Origin of the sequence: Pseudobacter sp. (genome assembly GCF_051955275.1) — a bacterium.
Lineage (GTDB): Bacteria > Bacteroidota > Bacteroidia > Chitinophagales > Chitinophagaceae > Pseudobacter.
In genome coordinates this window covers 1-6,320 of the sequence record NZ_JBQCGW010000154.1, presented here as the reverse complement: position 1 = coordinate 6,320, position 6,320 = coordinate 1, and the positions used below count along the sequence as shown (strand labels likewise).

Below are 6,320 nucleotides of genomic sequence, written 5' to 3'. Positions count from 1 at the left end.
CCTGGGAGATAAAAGCATCGCCTACCTGAAACAGATGAACAAGCCGCTTACCATCACTACCTATATCAATGTACTGGGTGATAATTTCTACCTGGGCGCACCCGAGAAGAAAAGTTTTGATGAACGTTTGTTCAACCAGTACAGGCGCTATATCCCCGACCTGAAGATGGAGTATGTGTATTACTACGATGCTGCCGATAACAAGGCATTGCTCCGGAATTACAAAGGGTCAAGCATTGAAGAGGTTGCCAAAAAAGTAGCCGATATCCAGAAAATGGATTTCAAAACATTGCTGGGCCCAGCAGAGATCAGGAAGCTAGTTGACCTTGGCCCTGAACAGAACCGCCTGGTAAGACAATTAACCTATGGCGACAGGAAAACCTTCCTCCGTTATTATGAAGACGTGATGATCTATCCCAGTGAGCAGGAGATCACTGCCGCTGTGAAAAGGCTGATGGAACCTGAAAAGATCCCGGTGATCAGGTTCGTGACTGGTCATAATGAAAGAAGCGCATTCAGAGCAGGCGACGCGGATCTCCGCAAAGCCGCAGCAGAGCTCAGTTACAGGTACTCCCTGGTTAACCAGGGCTTTGATATCGATACCATCAACCTGGCCACAGCTGAGATCCCCGCGAAAACATCTGCACTGGTGCTGGCCGATCCCAAAGCAGCATTCTCTGCAGATGAGTCCCGGAAAATAGAGCAGTATATCAATGCCGGCGGCAATTTGCTGATCCTCTCTGAAACAGGTTCCAGACAATACCTCGACGCTGCACTGAAGCAACTCGGTGTAAGTACCGGCAATGAAAACCTTGTGCAGCAGACCAAAGATTTTGCACCTGACCTGGTACAGGCCCTGTTCACAGAAACAGCCGGAGAATTTTCAGACAGATATAAAGTGCTTCAATCGGACAGCTCAGTGGTTACCATGCCCGGCGTATCTACCGTTAGTTATGTGGAGGGCGCTTTCAAAGTAACGCCGCTACTGAAGGGAACAGGAAATGCACCGGTATCCGTTGCACTGTCGAGGCAGGTAAACAACAAGACACAAAAGATCATTGTTGTGGCCGATGCAGATTTCCTGAGCACTGTGGAACTGAGCAGAAGAACACCTGAGAACAACAACTTCGGATTCATAACAGGAATTTTCCATTGGTTCAGTGATGGAGAATTCCCGGTAAACCCGCAACGCAAACGTATCAATGATCATATAGACAGTACCGATACCGGGGTAATGAGACTGAGGATCTTCTTCTTTGGCATACTGCCATTGAGTTTGCTGATTGCAGGAGCTTCACTGCTGATTTACCGCAAGAGACGATAAAAACACCTGTTGCAAAAAAATAAATCCATTTATTTGTATTTCCCGAAAAAAAATTATCATCTTTGCATTGCAAAACAAAAAAAACAAATGCGACAATTAGTAAGACATATTAAATCAGAAAAATGGATCAGCTATCAGGGCTGTGATTTTTTCCGGGGCATGTCTTGCTGATTAAGCTGAAAATAAGATTTCGCTGAAATACAGGCCCCGACTAAGTTCGGGGCTTTTTTTTTGGAACGATATTTAATCAATATGCACCTGCAACATTTACAAAATCAATTTGCTGGCAACGGTCTTCCTTCGTTGAGTTGTAATTATTTACATCAGGATATTGCCGTGCAAATTGCTTCAGGCAGGGAACAGGGTGCACATAAATTTTATCAACCGGAACATTCATGTATGGATAGTTAAATGATCCATTAAAGATGTAAACCGGTTGTCAAAAAACAGCCGGTTTTTTTATGCCGGTATGTAAACAACAACATATTGTTGAGTGGTGTAATTGCGTAAGCATATTCCCCTCTGAAGGGAAGGATGCTGGTTCGAGTCCAGCCTCAACAACTGATTGCCTCTGATTGAACGTAAACCAGGCGAGAACGTATCAGTTCCGCAGTGCAGACGTAGTAACTATCTGTATGCTGTTACTTCAATTATGCGATCAACCAGGATCTATAGGTTTGAGGTTCGAGGCCTCAACGCGTCAGCGCGTTAGCTCAACTGGTAGAGCGATAGACTTTAGTGCGGGTTCGAATCCTGCTCGCCTTACGCAGGTGATAGTTCAATGGTAGAACACAACACTGTTAATGTTGCATTCAGAAGCTCATCACTTCTAAAAATGATGATCCAAACAAAAGCCGGTACTACCGGGCAGTGGCGGCCATTCAAACAGCCGGCACAATCAGGTAAACACCAGCAAATGTGTTGACATCTTACGGATCGTTTCCACTTTTACAGCGGAGATCTGTTGGCAAAGCCGGACAGATAAAGCCGTCAAACTGAAAATGAACAAGTCTGATACAGGCCGTTTCCGTGAATACAGGATGCCCGTCAGTACTGGCTTTAATTCTTAAAACAACAAAACCTGAACAAATGAAAAAGGTAAAAGTGAATGCCTACGAAACAGCACTGGTATTCAGGAACGGAGCATACCAGCGTATGCTCAAAGAAGGAACCTACTGGTTCTGGAATGGAGAGACCGTGCATGTTTATTCCCTGATAGCGCCATTCTCACCTCCTGTTGAACTGAATATCCTGTTGCAGGATCAGTCACTGGCAGATGCATTGATCCCTGTTGAAGTAAAAGACAACGAGATCGTTCTGCTGTACGAGAATGGATTGCTTAAGCAGGTGCTCACTGCAGGGCGGTATGCTTACTGGAAGGGGCCTGTGAACTATTCCATGGTAAAAGTGGATCTCAGCAAACCTGAGATCACTGAACCTGTTGACCGGAATACACTGGCTCATAAGCTGGTGGCTCCTTTTGTGAGGACCAGCACTGTAGAAAACTACGAAAAGGGATTACTGTTCTATGATGGAAAATTTGCCGGAGAACTGGAAAGCGGTGTATACAACTGGTGGAGGAACAGTATCTCCATTCATGTAGGTAAGGTGGATATGCGTCAGCTGCAACTGGAGATCAACGGCCAGGAAATCCTGACCAGGGATAAGGCAGCTCTGCGGATCAACGCATGGGCACAATACAAAGTAACGGATATCCGGAAAGCATTATTGGAAAACAAAGAGTATGATAAGCAGCTCTATGTTGCATTACAGTTGGTTTTGCGGGAATATGTGGCAGGTTTCAACTTTGATGAGTTACTGGAAAAGAAAGAATCCATTGCGCCTTATGTGCTGGAGAACATGAAGACCAAAGCAGCCGAATTCGGGGTTCAGGTCAACGGATTCGGGATCAGGGATATCATCCTGCCCGGTGACGTAAAAGAGATCATGAACCAGGTACTGGTTGCGGAAAAGAAAGCACAGGCCAATGCCATCATGCGAAGGGAAGAGACTGCCAGCACCAGGAGCCTGCTGAACACGGCAAAGCTGATGGAAGACAACGCGATGCTGTGGAAACTGAAGGAAATGGAATACGTGGAAAAGATCGCGGAAAAGATCAGCAATATCAGCGTGGGAGGTAACGGAAAACTGGTAGAACAGTTGAAGGATATCTTCTCCCCTAAATAATAAGGTTGGGCCAGTGCAGATGGTCCAACCTTTTCATATATTAAGAAAACATGAACAGCTGCAAACATTTCACTTATTCAGTAATTTTAAAGTAATCACTTTTAATGTAATGTCTATGGCTGAAGGAGTGTTCATATTAAACGGGACCCGCATCGGTTATCATCTGATAGAAGGAGCTATTGAATGGGCAAAACAGCATCAAGGCAGTCTTGTTGGAGTATACCTCTACAGCGGAGAAAAGGATGCGGAGAGTTATGGATTTCCCAGCGATATAGAACAGGTGGAAACCCAGATCAGCGAGAACGAAGGCGAAGCGGAAATGGATATGCTGATCGGCAATCATTCCAGGTATGCAGAAAAACAATGCGCCAATAATAATATTCCTGTTACTACTCACCAGTTGAAGAATCCTGACATCGATGAACTGAGCAGCCTTTTATTGTCGGCCACCGTGTTGTTCCTTGATCCTTCCATGTTCAGGGAAGAAGCGGATGCCGATGCGGAAGACCTGACGGTACAGGATATCCGGGAAATCACCAGGGCAAAAGTTATTGAGATCACTCAATAATAAAAGGGGGAGCCTGGTTACTCCCCCGGTAAAACCCAATTCGAAGGAAAAAACGACTCGCCTGCGTCTGTAATGCAAGGCCCCTTCTCATTGTTGCTACTAAATCATCGATTTGAGAATAAGCATTAGCGGGCCCGCTTCAACCTGAATTCCGATGTAAGTTTTATAGTTTTTACTTCCTGGTAAGGGCAATCACCTTGCGGCTGATAAACCTCTACATTGAATTTGCCGGTGATAAATTCATCGCTTCCTTTTTGTTCAACACTTTCAATAACGATAGTTCCTGGAGATTTTACCAGTAATGGAGCATCGATAGGACAATCCCACCAGTGACTCTCATAACCATTGGCGTCGCCTATTCCATACAAAATGATGGATGTTCCTGCAGATATATCGTAATGATATGGATAAGATCCGCTGAAGTCGCCTTCAGTCTTTGTAGTTAAAACAACATTCAGATTGGGAAATCCATCTTTACCCCAGGTAGCCAACTGCACATTCTTTCCGGCGCGGGCATAGTGGATATTTTCCAATTCCCTTTTTACTCCATCGATAGTAAGCTTGAAATAGATTTCCTTTTTTATACCACCACCCGCATCATCATCCTTTTTGGAGCTGCATGCGCTGAGCCCAAAGAACAGAAGAAATATTGCTGCGTATTGTTTCATGGCTGATAACTTGTTTTGTTGGAACAAAATTATCCCGTGCCGCACTGCTTTTCAATGAGTGGAAGTGTTCAATTCCATGGGTAGTACTACTTAGATGGCAGATACATTCTCGATGGCAAAACGCAGCAAACTGTTCTTGCCACTCAATTGCAGCTTCCTGGAAATATTCATCCGGTGATTGGAGACCGTTTTTTCGCTGATGAATAATTCGTCTGCAATCTCCTTGGTTGAAAGATACCTGGCCACCAGCTGCATGATCTTCCTTTCGGAAGAAGTAAGCGTTTCAAGCTGGGCCAAAGGGCTATTATTGGCGCGGCTCTTCTGCTTCAGCAGAAAGCTCGACATCTCAGGACTGATATAAGGCTGGTGTTTCAATACTGATGCGATGGCGTTGATGATATCCACCACAGCATTTTCTTTCAGCACATAACCCATCACTCCAATTTCCAGCGCTTTCAAAAAAGCATCCTTTGCTTTATGCATGGTCAGCAGGATCACGGACACCTCCGGTTTACCGGCCAGGATCTGTTCAGCTGCCTGTAATCCGTTAGCTCCCGGCATATCTATATCCAGTATCACAATATCCACTTCTCGTAACAGTGCCTGTTCTATCGCGTCCCTCCCATTACCGGTACGGAATACGATCTTCAGGTTTCTTTCTTCCTCGATCACCTCCTGTAACCCTTTCAGGAAGATAGGATGATCATCAGCAATGATGATCTTTATGGTATCCGTCATCTGCATATTATTCTGTTTTTACAGGTATTGGAAACGTGATGATGGTGCTATTCCCGGTGGGCTCAACTTTTCTGGTTGCCATTGTACCATTCAGAATATGCAATCTTTCCTGGATGCCTCTTAATCCAAAACCTTTCATCCATCCATCTTTACTGATCCCTATACCATTATCTGTAATGGTGATTGTGATGCGTTTTTCTTCTCTCCTGATATTGATCAAACACTCCAGCGCCCTGGAATGCTTTGCGATATTATTGAAACATTCCTGGATGATGCGGTAAATATTCATCTGCATATCCGGGGCAAGCAATGCATCTATATTATCCGCATAGATCTTATGATCTATACCAGCTGCATCAAACACTTCCTCTGCAAGGCTTTTCACAGATTGCGTCAGCCCCAGCAGATCCATCTGGTAAGGCCTCAAGCCATAAGATATGCTTCTGATCTCCTGGATTACATCAGACACTTTTCCTGAAAGGCCTTCCGTATGTTTCGCATCAGCACCAGCCTTCTCTGCCAGCAACACTTTATTTTTGATAACGATCAGCTGCTGCCCTACACTATCGTGCAGTTCCGATGCAATGCGCTTTCTTTCCGTTTCCTGCATATGGATGAGCTCACGGGAGAAATTGACAGCCTGCTGATAGGCCTGCTCCTGTATCACCTCTTTTTCCTTCTTATAAAAATTGATCTTGGTGGCCAGTGCAAAGGAGAGAATGATGGCTTCCAGCGCAGTGCCGATGTATAAAGCAGAATCGAGCCAGTAATTCTCTTCCAGGATACCCATGATCTTCAACCCGAAGAAAGTATTTAAAATTATCAGCGCTCCGAA

Annotated in this window: 6 protein-coding genes and 1 tRNA gene; 4 read left to right on the top strand and 3 right to left on the bottom strand. The window is 44.9% G+C overall.

The window, feature by feature from the left end; translation table 11 throughout:
* From ACTHMC_RS13125 to ACTHMC_RS13110, 4 genes are all read left to right on the top strand, one after another.
* On the top strand, nt 1-1,324 hold a 1,324-nt coding region (locus ACTHMC_RS13125; protein WP_440413617.1), incomplete at its 5' end, for a Gldg family protein.
* Nucleotides 1,325-1,811: 487 nt separating this feature from the next.
* Nucleotides 1,812-1,885 (top strand) — tRNA-Gln (locus ACTHMC_RS13120).
* A 528-nt stretch (nt 1,886-2,413) separates the two neighbouring features.
* On the top strand, nt 2,414-3,511 hold the full coding sequence (locus ACTHMC_RS13115) for a slipin family protein (RefSeq protein ID WP_440413615.1): 1,098 nt from the start codon (nt 2,414-2,416) through the stop codon (nt 3,509-3,511).
* A gap of 115 nt (nt 3,512-3,626) precedes the next feature.
* Nucleotides 3,627-4,079: a hypothetical protein gene (locus ACTHMC_RS13110; protein WP_440413614.1), complete on the top strand. Its 453-nt coding sequence runs from the start codon at nt 3,627-3,629 to the stop codon at nt 4,077-4,079.
* Between the two features lie 125 nt (nt 4,080-4,204).
* On the opposite strand, the gene ACTHMC_RS13105 is transcribed toward ACTHMC_RS13110, so the two are convergent.
* From ACTHMC_RS13105 to ACTHMC_RS13095, 3 genes are all read right to left on the bottom strand, one after another.
* Nucleotides 4,205-4,747, bottom strand: coding sequence for a hypothetical protein (locus ACTHMC_RS13105; protein ID WP_440413612.1), 543 nt, complete (start codon nt 4,745-4,747; stop codon nt 4,205-4,207).
* Nucleotides 4,748-4,837: 90 nt separating this feature from the next.
* Complete coding sequence (locus ACTHMC_RS13100; protein ID WP_440413610.1) at nt 4,838-5,491, bottom strand: response regulator; 654 nt, start codon at nt 5,489-5,491, stop codon at nt 4,838-4,840.
* A gap of 1 nt (nt 5,492) precedes the next feature.
* Nucleotides 5,493-6,320: histidine kinase (locus ACTHMC_RS13095; RefSeq protein WP_440413608.1), on the bottom strand; the 828-nt coding region annotated here is incomplete at its 5' end.

Bases quoted from the DNA above. Each gene is read 5' to 3' on its own strand.
- ACTHMC_RS13110 (WP_440413614.1), top strand. From the start codon at position 3,627: ATGGCTGAAGGAGTGTTCATATTAAACGGGACCCGCATCGGTTATCAT.
- ACTHMC_RS13115 (WP_440413615.1), top strand. From the start codon at position 2,414: ATGAAAAAGGTAAAAGTGAATGCCTACGAAACAGCACTGGTATTCAGG.
- ACTHMC_RS13100 (WP_440413610.1), bottom strand. From the start codon at position 5,491: ATGCAGATGACGGATACCATAAAGATCATCATTGCTGATGATCATCCT.
- ACTHMC_RS13105 (WP_440413612.1), bottom strand. From the start codon at position 4,747: ATGAAACAATACGCAGCAATATTTCTTCTGTTCTTTGGGCTCAGCGCA.